14 protein-coding genes are annotated in these 15,145 nt (G+C 61.8%); 3 read left to right on the forward strand and 11 right to left on the reverse strand.

Going from position 1 to position 15,145, the window contains the following annotated elements; genetic code table 11:
* Positions 1-5: 5 nt before the first annotated feature.
* Positions 6-773 carry a creatininase family protein gene (locus ACFE70_RS14290; RefSeq protein ID WP_375418438.1) on the reverse strand — a complete coding sequence of 256 codons (768 nt, stop codon included), beginning with the start codon at positions 771-773 and terminating at the stop codon, positions 6-8.
* A 225-nt stretch (positions 774-998) separates the two neighbouring features.
* Here ACFE70_RS14290 and ACFE70_RS14295 point away from each other — a divergent pair, with 225 nt between their 5' ends.
* Entirely contained in the window at positions 999-2,396 is a 1,398-nt protein-coding gene (locus tag ACFE70_RS14295) for a dipeptidase (protein WP_375418439.1), read from the forward strand.
* Positions 2,397-2,482: 86 nt separating this feature from the next.
* On the opposite strand, the gene ACFE70_RS14300 is transcribed toward ACFE70_RS14295, so the two are convergent.
* Together ACFE70_RS14300 and ACFE70_RS14305 are read right to left on the reverse strand one after the other, a co-directional pair.
* The gene (locus tag ACFE70_RS14300) at positions 2,483-3,091 is read right to left on the reverse strand and encodes a porin family protein (RefSeq protein ID WP_375418440.1); all 609 of its coding nucleotides are present in this window, start codon (positions 3,089-3,091) and stop codon (positions 2,483-2,485) included.
* A gap of 146 nt (positions 3,092-3,237) precedes the next feature.
* Positions 3,238-3,855 (reverse strand): porin family protein, encoded by a 618-nt coding sequence (locus tag ACFE70_RS14305; protein WP_375418441.1) that lies wholly within the window; start codon positions 3,853-3,855, stop codon positions 3,238-3,240.
* A 324-nt stretch (positions 3,856-4,179) separates the two neighbouring features.
* Between ACFE70_RS14305 and ACFE70_RS14310 the strand changes: the two genes are divergently transcribed.
* Complete coding sequence (locus ACFE70_RS14310; RefSeq protein WP_375418442.1) at positions 4,180-5,340, forward strand: acyloxyacyl hydrolase; 1,161 nt, start codon at positions 4,180-4,182, stop codon at positions 5,338-5,340.
* Between the two features lie 124 nt (positions 5,341-5,464).
* On the opposite strand, the gene ACFE70_RS14315 is transcribed toward ACFE70_RS14310, so the two are convergent.
* The 7 genes from ACFE70_RS14315 to ACFE70_RS14345 all read right to left on the reverse strand — a co-directional run bounded on the left by ACFE70_RS14315 (position 5,465) and on the right by ACFE70_RS14345 (position 12,320).
* A complete protein-coding gene (locus ACFE70_RS14315) occupies positions 5,465-6,505 on the reverse strand; it encodes a quinone-dependent dihydroorotate dehydrogenase (RefSeq protein WP_375418443.1) in 1,041 nt (346 codons plus the stop codon).
* A complete protein-coding gene (locus ACFE70_RS14320; RefSeq protein ID WP_375418444.1) occupies positions 6,498-6,881 on the reverse strand; it encodes a DUF86 domain-containing protein in 384 nt (127 codons plus the stop codon). Before ACFE70_RS14320 ends, ACFE70_RS14315 begins: the two co-directional genes overlap by 8 nt.
* Entirely contained in the window at positions 6,853-7,161 is a 309-nt protein-coding gene (locus tag ACFE70_RS14325) for a nucleotidyltransferase family protein (protein WP_375418445.1), read from the reverse strand. The genes ACFE70_RS14320 and ACFE70_RS14325 overlap by 29 nt, the downstream gene beginning before the upstream one ends.
* 95 nt (positions 7,162-7,256) lie before the next feature.
* Positions 7,257-8,795 (reverse strand): YifB family Mg chelatase-like AAA ATPase, encoded by a 1,539-nt coding sequence (locus ACFE70_RS14330; protein ID WP_375418446.1) that lies wholly within the window; start codon positions 8,793-8,795, stop codon positions 7,257-7,259.
* 313 nt (positions 8,796-9,108) lie between these two features.
* Positions 9,109-9,687: a D-sedoheptulose 7-phosphate isomerase gene (gene lpcA, locus ACFE70_RS14335; RefSeq protein ID WP_375418452.1), complete on the reverse strand. Its 579-nt coding sequence runs from the start codon at positions 9,685-9,687 to the stop codon at positions 9,109-9,111.
* A 72-nt stretch (positions 9,688-9,759) separates the two neighbouring features.
* On the reverse strand, positions 9,760-10,344 hold the full coding sequence (locus tag ACFE70_RS14340; RefSeq protein ID WP_375418447.1) for a hypothetical protein: 585 nt from the start codon (positions 10,342-10,344) through the stop codon (positions 9,760-9,762).
* A gap of 131 nt (positions 10,345-10,475) precedes the next feature.
* On the reverse strand, positions 10,476-12,320 hold the full coding sequence (locus ACFE70_RS14345) for an ABC transporter ATP-binding protein (RefSeq protein ID WP_375418448.1): 1,845 nt from the start codon (positions 12,318-12,320) through the stop codon (positions 10,476-10,478).
* 112 nt (positions 12,321-12,432) lie between these two features.
* Between ACFE70_RS14345 and ACFE70_RS14350 the strand changes: the two genes are divergently transcribed.
* The gene (locus tag ACFE70_RS14350; protein WP_375418449.1) at positions 12,433-12,867 is read left to right on the forward strand and encodes a ubiquinol-cytochrome c reductase iron-sulfur subunit; all 435 of its coding nucleotides are present in this window, start codon (positions 12,433-12,435) and stop codon (positions 12,865-12,867) included.
* An 88-nt stretch (positions 12,868-12,955) separates the two neighbouring features.
* Here ACFE70_RS14350 and ACFE70_RS14355 read toward each other — a convergent pair whose 3' ends face one another.
* The gene (locus tag ACFE70_RS14355) at positions 12,956-15,007 is read right to left on the reverse strand and encodes a hypothetical protein (RefSeq protein WP_375418450.1); all 2,052 of its coding nucleotides are present in this window, start codon (positions 15,005-15,007) and stop codon (positions 12,956-12,958) included.
* Between the last annotated feature and the right edge of the window lie 138 nt (positions 15,008-15,145).

Here is a 15,145-nt window from a genome sequence, read left to right on the forward strand (position 1 = left end):
TCCTCCTACTCGTACAAATCCCTAACATCCGCCGCCGCCAGCTCCGTCAGAAACTGCGCTATGTTGGCCGTCACCGCGGCTAGCAGCGCGGCGCCTTTTTCGGCGGTGGCCTCGGCGGGGTTGCCGGAGCCGGTATCTTCGGTCACCTGGCTCCACTCGCGCTGCGCCCAGGCCCAACCTTCGCGCAGGGCCGCGATGCGAAACTGCTTGGCGTGGCCGGAGCCGGCTTCACCGAGCGGGCGCACCAGACTGGGCGCGATGTGGAGCATGGCGCTGGTTTCGAGGGCGTCGGCGTGGTCGCCGGGGGCGGTGAAGAACTGGCCCCGGTCGGCGGCTCTGAACCAGTTCAACGTGCTCAGAAACACTTGCGGGAATTCGGCTTGCAGCTCGCGCAGGTGCTGGCGGAAGTCGTTGCCGCCGTGGCCGTTGAGCACGACCAGCTTGGGAATGCCCTGGCGGGCCAGCACCTGCACGATGTCGCGCAGGATGGCGAGCTGGGTGCTGGGGTTGAGGTTGATATCGAGCGTGATGTCGAGCTGGCCGGTGTTGACGCCGAACGGAATGGTGGGCAGCACCACGACCTTGGCGCCGGCCTCCCAGGCGAGGCGGGCGGCTTCGGCGGCCACGTAGTCGACCTGGTAGTTGTCGGTGGCGTAGGGCAGGTGGTAGTTGTGGGCTTCGGTGGCGCCCCAGGGCAGCACCACAACTTCGTAGTTGGCATCTTTGACGTGCTGCCAGGTGGTTTCGGCCAGGATATAAGGGCGGGCTTGCATGGGGCGGAGGGGGGTAGGAATTGGGACGGATTAGAAAATTCAGAACGTCATGCTGAATGCAACGAAGCATCTCGCATGGTGAGCTAACTTAATTCGGTAAGCTTCAACAATTACTTCTCCGAGCGAGATGCTTCGCAAGCTCAGCATGACGTTCTTGTTTCTACCATCCAAGCTATTCCTACGGCTCACCCTACTTTTATGGCTGCATTTCCTACCCCCTGCCTCATGCCCGCTCCCGCCTACCTCGCCCAAAACAAAGACCGTTTCCTCGCGGAGCTGCTCGACTGGCTTCGCATCCCCAGCGTCTCGGCCGACCCGAAATTTCACGACGACGTGCTGCGGGCGGCTGATTTTCTGAAAACCCGGCTCGAAGAAGCCGGCGCCCAACACGTGGAGCTGTGCCCGACGGCCGGCAACCCCATCGTCTACGGCGAGTACCGCGCGGGCGAGGACCGGACCACGGTGCTGGTCTACGGCCACTACGACGTGCAGCCCGCCGACCCCTACGAGCTATGGACCTCGCCGCCATTCGAGCCAGTGATTAAGGACGAGAAAATCTACGCCCGCGGCGCCTGCGACGACAAAGGCCAGGTGTACATGCACGTCAAGGCCCTGGAAATGATGCTGCGCGGCCAGGAAAATGGCGCCGAGGACGGCACCGGCGGCGTGCCCTGCAACCTCAAATTCATGTTTGAGGGCGAGGAGGAAATCGGCTCCAACAACCTCGAAATCTTCGTCCGCGCGAACAAGGAGAAACTCAAGGCCGATGTAATTCTGATTTCCGACACCGGCATCATCGCCAACGACGTGCCCAGCATCGAAGTCGGCCTGCGCGGCCTGAGCTACCACGAGGTCACCGTCACGGGACCCAACCGCGACCTGCACTCCGGCCTCTACGGCGGCGCGGTGCTAAACCCGATTAATGCACTTTGCCAGATGATTGCCAGCCTGCACGACGAAAACGGCCGCATCACCATCCCTGGCTTTTATGATAACGTGCTGGCACTGAGCGTCGACGAGCGCGCCGAGATGGCCAAGGCACCTTTTTCAGAAGAAGAATTTAAGCAGAGCATCGGCCTGACCGCCACGGCCGGCGAAGCGGGCTACACGTGCCTGGAGCGCACCGGCGTGCGGCCCACACTCGACGTGAACGGCATCTGGGGCGGCTATACCGGCGAGGGCGCCAAAACTGTGATTCCGAGCCAGGCCCACGCCAAAATCTCGATGCGCCTCGTGCCCCACCAGACCTCGGCCGAAATCGGGCAGAAGTTTCAGGCTCATTTTGAGCGCATTGCGCCGGCCGGCGTCACGGTGAGCGTCCGGCCCCACCACGGCGGCGAGCCCGTGGTAACGCCCACCGACTCGGCCGCTTATAAGGCGGCGGCCGACGCGATGGAAACGACCTTCGGCCGGCGGCCAGTGCCCACGCGCGGCGGCGGCTCCATCCCCATCGTGGCCATGTTCAAGTCGGAGCTGGGCCTGGACACCGTGCTGCTGGGCTTCGGGCTCGATTCGGATGCCATCCACTCGCCCAACGAGCACTACGGCGTCTTCAACTTCCTCAAGGGCATCGAAACCATCCCGCACTTCTACCGCAACTACGCGGTGGCGCAGCAGGGATAGGCCCGGCCGGCCTTAATTGGAACAAAAACAAGCCCCCGGTTTTCGCGCGAAAACCGGGGGCTTGTTTCTTCAAGACGGGTTGCAAATCAATTAAACGAGTACGTGGCATATAGCTGCAATGCGCTATTGCGGATACGCGACTGTCTGGCCAGGCTGCCGGATACGAAGGGCTTGGTAAACTCAGTGAACTCGCCATTGTAGCGCAGCCCGAAGCCCGGACCGTGCTTAAGCTGGTAGCCCAATCCGGCCACATACCCTAAATCAACTGTCTTGTACAGGAATTTATTATCCGCCGAAGAGCTGCCGATATGAAACCTTGACGCGGCCAAAAAACCTATTTGCGGGCCCGCTTCGAGGAAAAAACCGTCGGTATTGACGTGAAAGACCAGCGGCACGTCCACGTAGTGCAGCCGATAGTTTGTCTCGTTATTACCAGCAAGCCCGGCTCCTTTTTGCGAGTAGAGCAGTTCAGGCTGAAAGGCGATAAGCTTGCTGAGACCCAGATTGGCGAATACGCCAGCGTGAAACCGAAACCGGCTACTATAACGCTCCGAATCAGCCCCGGCGAAGGTGCTGAGCGAGCCGCCGGCCTTGAGGCCCAGCGAGACGTTGCCGCCGCGCCCGCGGTACTGCGCCTGCGCCGTTGCGGCCAGCCCCAGCGTGAGGGCCAGCAGCGAAATAATAGTTTTTTTCATGCCCGCAAAGGAAACGGCTGGCCGGGCTTTTTGCCAGCAAGGGGGGTAGGGAAATGCTAACACGATTCCCTACCCCCCTTGCTAGCAAAAAGCCCGGCCCCGCACACGTGGCGGAACCGGGCTTTTCCAGAATTCAGCACAACGGCTTAGCTGCCGCTGCCGGGGAAGGCGAAGCCCAGCTGGAACTGAAATACCGAGTTGCGGACCCGGTTGTTGCTCCCGGCACTGTCTTCGAATAGCGTCCTGACGCCGCCGTTATAGCGAATCCCAACGTTGGGGCCGCTCTCGAGCTGATAGCCCACGCCCACGATATAGCCAACGTCAAACTTTTGCATATTGGTGGTTTCGGCGCCCGTCACCTTGCCCCGGTTGCTGCGCCCAATCAGGTAGCCAAGCTGCGGGCCAACCTCGAAAATCAGCCCGGCCGCATTGATGCGCGCCAGCAGCGGCAGGTCGATGTAGTGCAGGGTTGTCCGTTGCTCTTGACCATTGCGCTTAATCTGAAACCCTTTCTGGGAGTAGAGCAGCTCGGGGTGAAGCTGGAAGAACCCATCGACCCCGAAGGCGGCCGTGGTGGTGATGCCGGCCTGGAAGCCAAAGCGGTTCTGGGTGTTGTCGCCGAAGCGGACATCCGCATCTTTACCCGCAACGTCGGCCGCTACGACGCCGACTTTGAGACCGAAGCGGGTGCCGGGCCCGCTCTGGGCCTGAGCGGCGGCGGTGGCGCCGGCGAGCAGGGTGAGGGAAAGGATTGTCTTTTTCATGGAAAAAAGGAGGGGAGTGAATGGTTGGACAGATGCAGATGTAGGAAAGAACTTATTTGGCAAGTCACTAGCTAGTCGAAGTGAATCGGGCTTATCTGCTCAACTAACTTGACGAGTACGCTCTATACGAAAGCCAGGCTCCTGGTAACCCACTTTAATAAAAATATGAGTTACGCGCAAAAAAGAGCAGAAGCCAAAATCGCGCTTTATACTACTAGTAACCGAGGTAGGGTTGCCTTTTTTCGCATGTTTCTCGCTCCCACGGTCTGGGTACCGGTCGAATAGAAGCCAGCCGTAACTTTGCCCTCCCGCTTCAACTCAACTATGACTTTCCCGCTACTGCCTGATTTTCTGAGCTTCCTCAGGATGTGCGGCGCAGCTTGCCTCCCCCCCCTACTGGCTGCTACCCCGGTTGCCGCGCAGGTGCCGGTCCGGGCCGACTCGTTGCCGGGTGGCCTGGCGCCGCCCGCCCCACTCATCATCGGGGCCTACGCCCAGGGCAGCTTCCTCCTCGACCATACCTACGCCGTGCAGCACCTCGTCCGGGCCCACCCCACGGGCTTCGAGCTGAACGTTCAGCGCCAGACTACCGGCCGGCAGCCCTGGCACGGCTGGTATAAATTCCCGAAAGTGGGGCTGGCCCTGGTCTATTACAATTATCACAACCCGACCCTGGGCCGGAGCTACGCCGCCAGCCTCTACCTGAGCAAGAGCTTCTGGCGCACGGACAGGCACGATTTGAGCTTCCGCCTCGGCACCGGGCTGGCTTATCTGACCAACCCCTACGACCAACAGACCAATCACAAGAACACCATTGCCTCGTCGGCCCTGAACGCGACCTTGCAGCTGCGCCTGGAGTACGACCAGGCCCTGACCGAGCGCCTGGGCCTGCTGCTGGGCCTAGGCCTGAACCACTACTCCAACGGCGCGACCACCAAGCCCAACTTCGGCGCCAACCTGCCGACCTTGGTGCTAGGCCTGAACTACCATCAGCGGCGCCCCGCCCCGCTGGGGGCCGCGCCGGCACCCGCCCCGGCCGACGTGGGGCATTATTTTTTCAATCTGAGCACTAGCCTGGGCTTCAAGCAGCGCAACGAAAGCGACCAGACCAAGTACGCGGTCAACTCCGTGACTGCCGCCGCCGGGCGCCGCCTCAACCGCAAGTCCAATCTCGTGCTGGGCCTGGAAGGCTTTTATGACCGCAGCCTGCAAGCCACGCTGCGCGACACGGCGCAGGACCGGCGCCAACTGCCCGACGTGCGCAAAGCCGGCGCCTTCCTGGGCCACGAGCTGCTGTTTGGGCGGCTGGCCTTCGTCTCGCACCTGGGTTTTTACCTCTACAATCCCTACAAATCGAACAAGTTCTACTACGAGCGGCTGGGCCTGAAATACCACTTCACTTCCCGGCTTTTCGGGTCCGTTGATTTGAAAGTGCACCGCGGCGCGGCCGACGTGATTGAGTTTCGGGCGGGAGTGAAGTGGTAAGGCTTGGGGCGGCGAAGGGGGGTAGGGATTAGTAGCGCGAACGTTATAGTTCGCGCGGGCGCCGTTCGTAGGCTTCGTTCACGCGCGGACTCACGCGGACTTACCAAGTCCGCGCTACTAATCCCTACCCCCCTGCCAACACCAAAGCCCGGTTGATGCGCCGCACCAGCCCCGGCCCTTCGTAGATAAAGCCCGTGTAGAGCTGCACGAGCGTGGCGCCGGCGGCCAGCTTCTCTTGCGCATCGGCGGCGGAGTGAATGCCGCCCGCTCCGATGATGGGCAGATTGCCGGCACTGCCTCTGGCCAGGTAGCGAATCACTTCGGTGGCGCGGGCCCGCAGCGGGCGCCCGCTCAGCCCGCCCGCGCCGAGACCGGTCACGTAGGCCGCGTCGCTGCTCAAATCAGCGCGGCTGATGGTCGTGTTGGTGGCCACGAGGCCCGCCAGACTGGTTTCCCGCGCTATTTCGAGAATGTCGTCGAGCTGCGCGTCGCTCAGGTCGGGCGCGATTTTGAGCAGCAGCGGGCGCGGCTGGGCGCGGCGCTGGTTCTCGTGCTGCACCTGGCTGAGAATATCAATCAGCGGCTTTTTCTCTTGCAGCTCGCGCAGGCCCGGCGTGTTGGGCGAACTCACATTGACCACGAAATAATCGACTACTGCCGCCAGCGCCCGAAACGCCATGAGGTAATCCTGGGCAGCGTCGGCGTTCGGCGTGTCCTTGTTCTTGCCAATGTTGCCGCCGATGATAAGCTGCCGGTTGCGGCGGCCGGCCAGCCGCGCCGCCACGGCTTCGGCGCCCTCATTGTTGAAGCCCATGCGGTTAATCAGCGCGCCATCCTGCGGCAGCCGGAACAGGCGCGGCGCCGGGTTGCCCGGCTGCGGCCGGGGCGTCACGGTCCCAATTTCCACGAAGCCAAAGCCGAGCGCGGCCAGCTCGTCGGTCAGCACCGCGTTCTTATCGAAGCCCGCCGCCAAGCCCACCGGATTCGGAAATTTGAGACCGAAAACCTCGCGCTCCAACCCAGGATGGCGGTAGTCATACAGCCCGCGCAGCAGCGCGCCGGTGCCGGGCACGCGGGCCGCTCGGCGCAGATTGTCGAACACCAGATGGTGCGCCCGCTCGGCGTCGAGCCGGAAGAGCAGCGGCTTGGCGAGACGCTTATACACGGGCGTCGGGGCCGAATTCGCGGTCTAGCTCGGTGAATAAATCCTCCAGCACCGGTATCAGGCCTGGCAACTCGTTACGAGCAATGTGCCAGACTTGCGCGTAATCGGTCCGAAAGTATTCGTGAGCAAGCAGATTACGAAAGTTCTTGATTTTTTTCCAGTCTATCGAAGGCCAAAGCACCTGCGTGGCGGGGGAAATATGCGAGCTGGCTTCGCCGAGAATCTCAAATTGCCGCTCCACCGCTGACCTGAATAGCATATCGGTCAGCAGCTCCTGAAATTCACGTGGCGCCGTGAACTCAACAATTAATTTGGCGGCCTCTACCATATGACGGGCGCGGTCGGGGTCACGCGGCCGTTGCTTGTTCGGGCTCATATATCGTTTTAAGGTCTTTGGCAATGTAGCGAAACATATAGTCTGATACGCCGCTACCTAAATCGACTGCTATTCCAAGTCGCTGGCTTAGGTCTTCGGCATAGCCAAAATATTCCCACCCCACCGGGTGCGCCATTTCCACCAGCAAATCCAAATCTGACTCCGCCGTGGCCTCGCCCCGCGCATACGAGCCAAATACCTGAATTCGCCGCACGGGCTTATCGGCGAAATACTCGGCCAGCACCTGCCGGATATAATCGAGCGAAAGAGGGAGTTGCATAATCAATTAACAATGAGTACCGGATAAGGAGCAATACCTAACTGGCGAATTTAAAGCAATTGTTCATTTTTCATTATTAATTACTCATTGAATTTCTACCCCGCCCAGCCTTCCCGGTCCAGGCTGCGGTACTGAATGGCCTCGGCCAGGTGCTGAATCTCAATATCCTCGGTGCCAGCCAAATCGGCGATGGTGCGGGCTACTTTCAGGATGCGGTCGTAGGCTCTCGCGGATAAACCCAGACGCTCCATCGCCGTTTTGAGCAGCTGGCGGCCGGCTTCGGAAATCAGGCAGATGTCCTTCACCATCTGCGAGGGCATCATGGCGTTGGAGTGAATATCGGGGAATTCCTGGAAGCGCACGGCCTGCACTTGGCGCGCTTTATCAACCCGGATTTGGATGTCCTGGCTGGTTTCGGATTTGCGGGTTTCCGTCATCTGGTCGAAGGTCACGGGCGTGACTTCGACGTGCAAATCGATGCGGTCGAGCAGCGGGCCCGAGACCTTGTTCAGGTATTTCTGCACCACGCCGGGGCCGCAGACGCACTCCTTTTCGGGGTGGTTGTAGTAGCCGCACGGGCACGGGTTCATGCTGGCGATGAGCATAAAGTTGGCCGGAAACTCGATGCTGACCTTGGCGCGGGCCACGGTCACGCGGCGCTCTTCCAGCGGCTGGCGCATCACCTCCAGCACGCTGCGCTTGAACTCGGGCAGCTCGTCTAAAAACAGCACGCCGTTGTGGGCCAGTGAGATTTCGCCCGGCTGCGGATTGCTACCCCCTCCTACCAGTGCCACGTCCGAAATGGTGTGGTGCGGGCTGCGAAACGGCCGGGCACTAAGCAGGCCCGCGCCCGCGCCGACCTTGCCGGCCACGGAATGAATCTTGGTCGTTTCCAGCGCCTCCTGCATCGTGAGCGGCGGCATGATGCTGGGCAGGCGCTTGGCCAGCATGGTTTTGCCCGCGCCGGGCGGCCCAATCATAATCGCGTTGTGGGAGCCGGCCGCCGCGATTTCCAGCGCCCGCTTGATGTTTTCCTGGCCCTGCACGTCGGCAAAGTCGGCGCTGTACTTGTTGGCCGCGTGCTCGAAAATGTCGCGCGTGTCGATGCGCACGGGCATAATTTCCAAGCGGCCTTCCAGAAAGTCGATGGCTTCCTGCATGGTGCTCACCGGAATCACGTCGAGGTTATTTACAATGGCCGCTTCCTGCGCGTTTTCCTGGGGCAGGATGAAGCCCTTGAAGCCTTCCTTGCGCGCCTGAATGGCAATGGGCAGCACGCCCCGAATGGGCCGCAGCTCGCCGTCGAGCGACATTTCGCCCATGATGATGTACTCATCTAACACCTCGGTTTGCAGCTGCTGCGAGGCGTGCAGGATGCCCAGCGCCAGCGGCAAATCATAGGCGGCGCCCTCCTTGCGGATGTCGGCCGGCGCCATGTTCACCACCACCTTCGTGCGCGGCATCCGGTAGCCGCGCGACTTCAGCGCCGCCTCAATCCGCTGCTGGCTTTCCTTGATAGCATTATCGGGCAGACCCACCACGTAGAAGTTGGTCCCGGCCGTCACCACGACTTCCATCGTGATGGTGTAGGCATTGACGCCCTGCACGGCCGAGCCGAAGGTTTTGGTGAGCATTAGTATGGATGATAAAAGAACGTCATGCTGACGAAGGAAGCATCTCGCGTGGATAACTAATTGAAATAACTGGTAATTGAAATAACTGGACAATTGAGTTACTTGCCCCCGCAAGATGCTTCCTTCGTCAGCATGACGTTCAAGATTACTTAAGAAGCTGATTGAGTTAATCTTTATTTTGTAAACACGGGGTAGAGGCGCAATATTTTGCGCCTTGTCGTTGAACGTCCTGCTGGGCGTCGTTCTGCGTCGTTCAACGATGAGGCGCAAAATATTGCGCCTCTACCCCGTGTTCGCTAACTTCAACAGCTTCTTAGCCCACTACCATCAGCCGCTCAATTAGCAATATCAGCCCGTGTATCACCTTGATGTGCACTTCCTGAATCCGGTCGGCAAAGCCAAAATGCGGCACCCGGATTTCCACGTCGCTGAGCGCGGCGAGCTGGCCGCCATCCTTGCCGGTGAGCGAAACCACACTCATGCCGGCGGCGCGGGCGGCTTCGGCGGCGCGCAGGATGTTGGGCGAGCTGCCGCTCGTGCTGATGGCCAGCAGCACGTCGCCGGGCCGGGCCAGGGCCTGCACGAAGCGCGAAAACACGAACTCGAAGCCGTAGTCATTGGCCACGCAGCTCATGTGCGAGGCTTCCGTAATGGCGATGGCGGCCAGCGCGGGGCGGTCGTGGCGGAAACGGCCGCTCAGCTCTTCGGCGAAGTGCTGGGCGTCGCAGAGCGAGCCGCCGTTGCCGCAGCTCAGGATTTTGCCGCCGCTTTTCAAGGAGGCGGCCATCAGCTCGGCGGCCTGCGCGACGCGGGCGAGGTTGTCAGGGTCGGCCAGGAAGCGGTCGAGGACGGCGCGGGCTTCGGTCAGCTCGGCGCGTAGGATGTCGGTCAGGGCAGCGGCGGGTTCGGGCACGTTGCGGAATATCAGGGGGGTAGGGAATTGGGCGCCACAGCTCCCGGCCGCCTACAGGGCCGGGCGGTCGGCGGGCGGCGTGTTCGACAGGCTGGGGTCGGACTGCGGAAACACCGGGCGCTCGGCGGCCGGATTGGTGCTGCCAGGGCCAGGGTTGTTATAAGGATTGGTGCGCGGAATGGCATCGGGGTTGGCGCTGATGGTGAAGCCGCTGCCGGGGGTAGGGGCCGCCTCGGCGGGGCGCACCGTTTCCACGGGGCGCACCACGGTTTCGACGGGCTGTACCACGGTGGTCGTGGTCGTTTCGACCGGGCGCGGGATGGTGCTGGCCGGGCGTACTACCTGCTGCTGCTGGTCGTAGAGCTTGGCTTTCAGCTCGTTCACCTTGCCCTCGTGCTGGGCCACCTGCCGGCGCAGCATCACGCTATCGGCATTCTCGGTGAGCAGGTGCAGGGCCAAGATGCCCGCCCCAATCGCGGCCAGCCAGTAGAAAAACTGCCGCTCCTGCTCCAGCCCCGACAAGCCCGGCGAGAGGCCCGCCACCGTGGCCCGCACCGAAGGCACCAGGAAAAACAGTAGCGCAAGCAGCAGGTACACCATCACGACGACGGTCACGAAACGTTTGAGAGCAAGCATGGCACAGAGGAGTTGGTTGGGGCCGAAAGATAGGGAAAACGCCGTAGCGTGGACTCTGCGAGTCCGCGCGTGGGTTGTTAGGCTGATGTTCGGGCGTCGTTCCCGCGCGGACTCGCAGAGTCCACGCTACTCTACGCCAGCACGGCGCTGGTTTGCAGCTGGCTCAGGCGCTGATACAGGCCGCCGGACTGGCGCAAAAGCTCCTCATGGGTGCCGCGCTCCACGATGCGGCCCTGCTGGAGCACGATGATTTCGTCGGCGTGCTGCACGGTGCTCAGGCGGTGCGCGATGACCAGCGAGGTGCGCGAGCGCATAAGGCGCGTCAGGGCTTCCTGCACCAGCTTTTCGCTCTCGGTATCGAGGGCCGAGGTGGCTTCATCCAGAATCAGAATCGGCGGATTGCGCAAAATGGCGCGCGCGATGCTCAGGCGCTGCCGCTGCCCGCCCGAAAGCCGCGAGCCGCGGTCGCCAATCAGCGTGCGGTAGCCGTCGGGACTGGCCATGATGAACTCGTGGGCGTTGGCGATGCGGGCCGCTGCCATCACTTCCTCATCCGTGGCCTGGGTGTTGAAGCGAATGTTGCTCAAGATAGTATCATTAAACAAAATGCTCTCCTGCGCCACAATGCCCATCTGGTCGCGCACCGAATGCAGGGTGCAGTCGCGCAGCTCATGGCCGTCGATGAGAATCTGGCCCTGCGTGGGGTCGTAGAAGCGGGGCAGCAGGTCGGCCAGCGTGCTCTTGCCGCTGCCGCTGGGCCCGACCAGCGCCACGGTCTGGCCTTTCTTGATGGTCAGGTTGATATGCTCCAAGACCGGCACGTCGCCGTACTGAAAGCTCAGGCCGCGCAGCTCGATTTCGTGCGCGAAGGGGGGTAGGGATTCGGCGTCGGGCCGGTCGCGGATGGCGGGCTCGGTGTCGATGAGCTGAAGAATTCGCTCGCCCGCCACGAGCCCGCGCTGAATATTGCCGAACGAGGAAGACAAGGCCTTGGCCGGCGTGAGCACCTGCGAAAACAAGACCACGTAGCCAATAAAGGTCTCGCCGGTCAGGCTCGATTCGCCGCCCAGAATGAGCGTGCCGCCAAAATAGAGCAGCCCCGCCACCACGGCCACGCCCGCAAACTCCGAGAACGGCGAGGCCAAATCGCGGGTGTTGTCGATGCGGCGCGAGGTGCGCGCGTACTGCTCGTTCTGTTCCTCAAACTTGCCCTTGATGTACGCCTGCGCATTGGAGCCCTTGATGACGCGGATGCCGCCCAGCGTCTCGTCAATCACCGAGAGCATCGAGCCCAGTGTGCTCTGGCTGAGCTGGGCCTGCCGCCGCAGCCGCTTGGCGATGCTGGCGATGATGCCGCCCGACACGGGCAGCAAGACCAGCGTGAACAAGGTCAGGGGCACCGAAATGTAGAAGAGCAGGGCGAAAAATGCAATGATTTTCAGCGGCTCCTGAATGACGGCCGTCATTGTGTTGACCACGGACGTTTCCACTTCCTGCACGTCGCTGGTGAAGCGCGACATCAGGTCGCCCTTGCGCTGGCCGGCAAAAAAGCCCAGCGGCAGCTCCACGATGCGGTGATACAGCGCCCGGCGCAGATTCTGAATCACGCGCGCCCGCACCCCGGCCAGCAGCCGCATACTCAGGTAGCGAAACACGTTGCTCAAGAGCACCGACCCGACCACAATCACGCACACGAAGGCCAGGGCGCCCATCTTGCCCTGCGCGGCCAGCATGTCGGCAAAGTAGAAATTGAACGTGTTTTTAATCCAGTCCAGGCTGGGCGCAAACGCCGGCAGCTGGGCTGGGGCTTGCAGCCGCACGGTGTCAGTTTTGTCGAAAAGCACCTTCAGCAGCGGGATGATGAGCGTGAAGTTGGCCAGCCCGAAGAAGATGCTCAGCAGCGTGAACAGCAGATACTGCGGCAGAAAGCTGGCCAGCGGCCGGGCGTATTGCAGAACGCGCAGATAAGTTCTCATATTTAATTAAATTTATATATTTAGCTGCGCCCTATTAGTAGCTTTGGAAACGAATAAACCGGCCCGGAGCGGCTCCCATTATATTTTCTGCCTGCTGGCCTCTTCTATTTTTATGGAACGTAAGGAATTTCTACAACTTTTTGGCGTGGGCGCCACGCTGCTCTTCACTGGCTGCCTCGGCGGCTGCGCCACGGCCCTACCCCCCTCTACCTCGGCAACCGCTCCCGACCCCGTCCTGGACCTGAGCCTCAACCTGACCGACCCCGCCCAGGCCGACCTGCACAATCTCAGGCGCGGCTACGTGTACGTGGCCGGCGGCCGGGTCATCGTGGCCAAAACGCTGGCCAACAGCTACCTGGCCGTGGCCGCCGCCTGCCCCCACGAAGGGGAGCAAATCCGCTACTACCGGCCCCAGAATCGCTTCGAGTGCCCGGCCCACTCGTCCCGCTTCCAGGCCGACGGCACCCTTTTGGAAGGTCCCAGCCGCAACGGCCTGCGCCACTTTCGGGTCACGCAAACCGGCAACCTGCTGCATATCTGGGGGTAGGAAATCAGCCGCGCCAACCGCCGGACCGGCCGTGCTATAACGCATCTAAACAAGCAGCGAAATCACGGTTAATCTGCACCATCTGCGATTAAAACTCGTGCAGGCGCTGGGCGATGTTCCAGCGCAGGGCCAGGCTGGCAAACGTTTCGGTGCCGGCTCTGGCGTAAGGGGTAAGCGACTCCAGCTTTTGGTTGCGCGCGACGAGCTTGGCGTCCACGAACAGGTTGAGGCGGGGCTGGTAGGTGGCCGTGAAATCCAGGTGCAGCAGGCGGCTTTGGCTGCCCTGGCCGGTGCGGTTGCCGTACTCGCTCACGCGGGAATTGTATTGCTTGAGCACGTTGCCGCCGTAGTTCTGGCCGGCCAGGTCAGCATTCTCGGTATCGAGGCCCTGCACAGTGTAAAAGGCCTTGCCGACCAGCATCAGGCGGGGCAGCGGCTGGTAGCTGAGGATGCCCAGCAGCTCGGTCAGGTTGGCGCCCATCGGGTGGGCCAGCGGCTGCTGGTAGTGCTGGTAGTTGGTGAAAATATCCTCGTGCTGGTAGGTGAAAGGACGGATGTAGTTGAACTCGACCTGCACATCCAGATTTCGTAACCCGCCCACGTTCAGCAGCTTGCCGCCGAGCTGCACCGACTGCTTGTTGGCCCACCAGCCGCTGCGGGCCCGGATTTCGCTGATTTTAAACTCATCCAGAATCAGCTGCCCATACAGCTGGCCGCGCCGCCGGATGTTCCACTTGAAGTCCAGGCCCAGCAGGGCATTATCGGCCGAGCCGAGCTGCTGCTCGATGGCGCGGTAGAAGATAATCGGGTTCAGGTATTGCAGCTCGAAGCGCCCGCGGTTGCGGCCTAGCACCTCGGCCTCGAACACGCCGATGTTGAAATTCGGCGCCACATCGAAGCTCAGATGGTGCAGCGCCAGGTACTTTTTCGGATAAACCTGGTCGGCATTTTCCTTCTGCGCGGTCAGCTCCGCGAACAGGTTCTGGTAGTTGAATTTCCAGATGCGCGTGTTGAGCTTGAGAAAGAAATATGGCGAGCTGTAGTCCGATAGAATCAGCGAGCGGTAGCCGTTGCCGATGAAGTTGCGGTCGTGGGCCAGCTGCACGTTGATGTGCCTGGTGGCGGCGTAGGTGATGCCGCCGCGGGCCGTGAAAAAGTCGTAGGCCGAGCCGCTGGTCTTGAACGGCTTCCAGTAGCCTTCGTGCGGCACGATGCCGTCGCGCTCAATGCGGTTGAGCACGTAGCGCGGCACCGCCTGCTGATTATCCGCCAGAAAGGTGTAGAAGCCCAGCCGCTGGTCGATGGTGCCTTCCAGCTGCACGCCGCGGGTGTTGACGTAGCGCAGGCCGCTCAAGTCGCTGTCGCGGCCGGCTTGCAGCAGCGCCACCGGGTTCACGCGCAGGGTAAAGTCGGGGTTGTTGACGTGGTAAAAATCGGTCTGGTTGCGGTAGAAATACGTCAGAAAAGGCCGCTCACTCTCGTTGAGCGCCGCCCCGCCGGGCACGCTGGCCCAGTTGTCCTTCACCAGATACTGCGCGTTAAATTGGTCGGCCCGCGAGAGATTCCCTACCCCCCCCGCCAGCGCCGAATCGGGCGAGAGCAGCCGTGAGCCCAGCCGGCCGGCCGCCGCGCGGGTGTAGGGCCGGGTGCTGGTGTGCGGGTCCTGGAGCGAATCGGGCCCCAGCAGGATGGCGTAGCGGTCAATCAGCCGGTAGGTATCGGGGTCGAGCGGCACGTAGAGCGGGCCCTGGCCATAGGTAGTTTGGGCATCGTTTGCGGCGCGCCGGGCAGCGGGCGCCGGCACCGCGACGGGAGCCGGCGGTGCTACGACGGGCGCAGGTGGCGGCACAGTCGCCGGGAGCACCGCCGCTGAATCGGGGCGCTGGGCGGGCTGCGTGGTCAGCGAGGGGGTAGGCGCGGCGCTGGAATCAGGCGCGGCCGGTGCCACAGGGGGTGCCAGCGTTTCGCCCTGCCGCCGGGCGGTGCGGCGCGGCTTTCTGGTCTTGACTTCCGGTGGCTTCACCGGCCCGTCATAAATCAGCCAGGTGCCGTCGGCGGTGCGGGCCGTTTGGGCGGCGGCAGGCCGGGCCGCCAGCGCCAGCAGGCCCGTGAGTGGCAATAGAATAAGCGGATTTCTCATAGAAGAAACAAAGGTATTCCCTTTGGGGAATGAGGAATGGGGAATTAAGAATGGAGAATTAGGAATTAGCAGTCAAAGCCAAGATTCCTCATTCCTCATTCCTCATTCCTCATTCCTCATTCCTCATTCCTCATTCCT

This window comes from uncultured Hymenobacter sp., assembly GCF_964243305.1.
Taxonomy (GTDB): Bacteria; Bacteroidota; Bacteroidia; order Cytophagales; family Hymenobacteraceae; genus Hymenobacter.

Coding starts and splice junctions, on each gene's coding strand:
- ACFE70_RS14310 (WP_375418442.1), top strand. CDS start 4,180: ATGACTTTCCCGCTACTGCCTGATTTTCTGAGCTTCCTCAGGATGTGC.
- ACFE70_RS14325 (WP_375418445.1), bottom strand. CDS start 7,161: ATGCAACTCCCTCTTTCGCTCGATTATATCCGGCAGGTGCTGGCCGAG.
- ACFE70_RS14320 (WP_375418444.1), bottom strand. CDS start 6,881: ATGAGCCCGAACAAGCAACGGCCGCGTGACCCCGACCGCGCCCGTCAT.
- ACFE70_RS14300 (WP_375418440.1), bottom strand. CDS start 3,091: ATGAAAAAAACTATTATTTCGCTGCTGGCCCTCACGCTGGGGCTGGCC.
- ACFE70_RS14330 (WP_375418446.1), bottom strand. CDS start 8,795: ATGCTCACCAAAACCTTCGGCTCGGCCGTGCAGGGCGTCAATGCCTAC.
- ACFE70_RS14350 (WP_375418449.1), top strand. CDS start 12,433: ATGGAACGTAAGGAATTTCTACAACTTTTTGGCGTGGGCGCCACGCTG.
- ACFE70_RS14290 (WP_375418438.1), bottom strand. CDS start 773: ATGCAAGCCCGCCCTTATATCCTGGCCGAAACCACCTGGCAGCACGTC.
- ACFE70_RS14355 (WP_375418450.1), bottom strand. CDS start 15,007: ATGAGAAATCCGCTTATTCTATTGCCACTCACGGGCCTGCTGGCGCTG.
- ACFE70_RS14295 (WP_375418439.1), top strand. CDS start 999: ATGCCCGCTCCCGCCTACCTCGCCCAAAACAAAGACCGTTTCCTCGCG.
- ACFE70_RS14340 (WP_375418447.1), bottom strand. CDS start 10,344: ATGCTTGCTCTCAAACGTTTCGTGACCGTCGTCGTGATGGTGTACCTG.
- ACFE70_RS14345 (WP_375418448.1), bottom strand. CDS start 12,320: ATGAGAACTTATCTGCGCGTTCTGCAATACGCCCGGCCGCTGGCCAGC.
- ACFE70_RS14305 (WP_375418441.1), bottom strand. CDS start 3,855: ATGAAAAAGACAATCCTTTCCCTCACCCTGCTCGCCGGCGCCACCGCC.